The following is a 1,689-nucleotide window of genomic DNA, read 5'->3' on the forward strand; positions in this document are numbered from 1 at the left end:
TATTTACATAAATATACGAGTGGTGACTATAAAAAATAAAAATTGTCACCACTCATATAAACTACAATTTTTGCACGACAAAAGTAATCGCATTCGTATTTAATTGAATGTGTTTACCGTTTCGTACAATATCATACGCTAAATTTTTTATTTCAACTTTTACTTCTTTCCATTCGTTATAAACGCCTTTTAGTGTACGTATCATTTCTTCCGTAGAAAGGTTAATTTCAATTAAAGCATCTAATTCTTCTCCTGTTTCTAAATCTATTTCTTAAATGTTAGAGTTAACTATTAAACAATTGATACCGCCACTCTTTGTCCCATTTTTCATAGTGTGAAGCACTTTTTTTAAATCGTCTATTGATCTAACATGTTCTAAACTTGATACTGCAACGATGTAGTCATAAGTATTAGGAGCAATATAGTAGTCTTCAATTGCTGCTTGTTCCGTTTTTATGTATTCAAATACACCATATTCTTTTCTATAAACTTGTAACTTCATTAAAGCCGAATCAAGTAGATCAATACAAGTAACAGTGCCGCCACTATTCATAATTTTTTGTGCAATCGGAGTACTGTTTCTACCGACACCAGAGCCAAGGTCCAGTATTTGTAGGTCTTTCTGTTCTTCAAGATAGTTCAGCATGTCCATAACTGTTTTAACAGGTTTATAAAGCCAAGATCCCGCTTCGAATAATTTATATTGTTCATAGCAAAGATCGTGATACTTTTTCTCTTCTTGTCTTATGTAATCGATTCTGTTCATAGTGTTTCAGCTCCAATAGTTTCATGGCGAAATGAATAGGTTGGACAACCTTTAACATTCATTTGAATTCGAAATATACCACCAGCATGTGGGTACTGTTTTAATTCCGCATCAGTCATTCTTGTTCTGGCTGTTGTGATATATAAATCGGTCAAATTAGGTCCTCCAAATGTACACGACGTTACATATAAAGCAGGAATCGGAATACTTAAAATCTGTTCTCCAGTCAAGGGATTCCATCTAGTAATCTTCGAGCCTCCCCAATGTGCAATCCATAAACAACCTTCTACATCAATTGTCATACCATCGGGTAGACCTTCATTTTCAGGGAAGATGATAACATCTGTTGGATTGCTAATTACACCAGTATGTATATCATAATGAAAACGGACTACTTTTTTTGTAGGTGTATCAATAAAATAAAGGTATGTATCGTCAGGAGACCATGCTATGCCGTTTGATGTATTTACATGTGATACCTTTTTCTCTACTTGGAGATTATTATTTAAAGAATACAAGGAACCGGCGCCACTTATACCATATAAGTCAGTAGTGCCTGCCCAAAAGCGGCCAGCCGGATCGCATTTCCCGTCATTAAAACGATTTTCTATTAAATGTGGTTCAGGATCATAAATATGTGTAAGCTCTTCTGTATTTAGATTAAAAGAATAAAACCCTTTTTCTAGAGCTAAAAGTACTACATCATCTAGATATGGAACGACACAGCCGATTTGCTGATTGAGGGCAATCACTCGGTTTGAATTATTAGCGGGGGTATAAATGCATAGTTTTTTCTCCATAATATCAACCCAGTATAAAAGCTGCTTTTTTTCATTCCAACATGGTCCTTCAGCTAAACTTGCTTTAGCATCTAAAACTAATTCTATATTACTGAACAAGATGTTCACCTCGCTTTATAAGAT

1 protein-coding gene and 1 pseudogene are annotated in these 1,689 nt (G+C 34.5%); both read right to left on the reverse strand.

The annotated features are described in order from the left end of the window. Positions 1-61: 61 nt before the first annotated feature. Positions 62-766 (reverse strand): annotated as a pseudogene (locus tag AB3X49_RS22555) (class I SAM-dependent methyltransferase). Beyond that, entirely contained in the window at positions 763-1,665 is a 903-nt protein-coding gene (locus AB3X49_RS22560) for an SMP-30/gluconolactonase/LRE family protein (protein ID WP_016120320.1), read from the reverse strand. The pseudogene AB3X49_RS22555 and the gene AB3X49_RS22560 overlap by 4 nt, the downstream one beginning before the upstream one ends. Positions 1,666-1,689: the final 24 nt, after the last annotated feature.

The organism is Bacillus sp. C30, from assembly GCF_040838255.1.
GTDB lineage: Bacteria > Bacillota > Bacilli > Bacillales > Bacillaceae_G > Bacillus_A > Bacillus_A mycoides.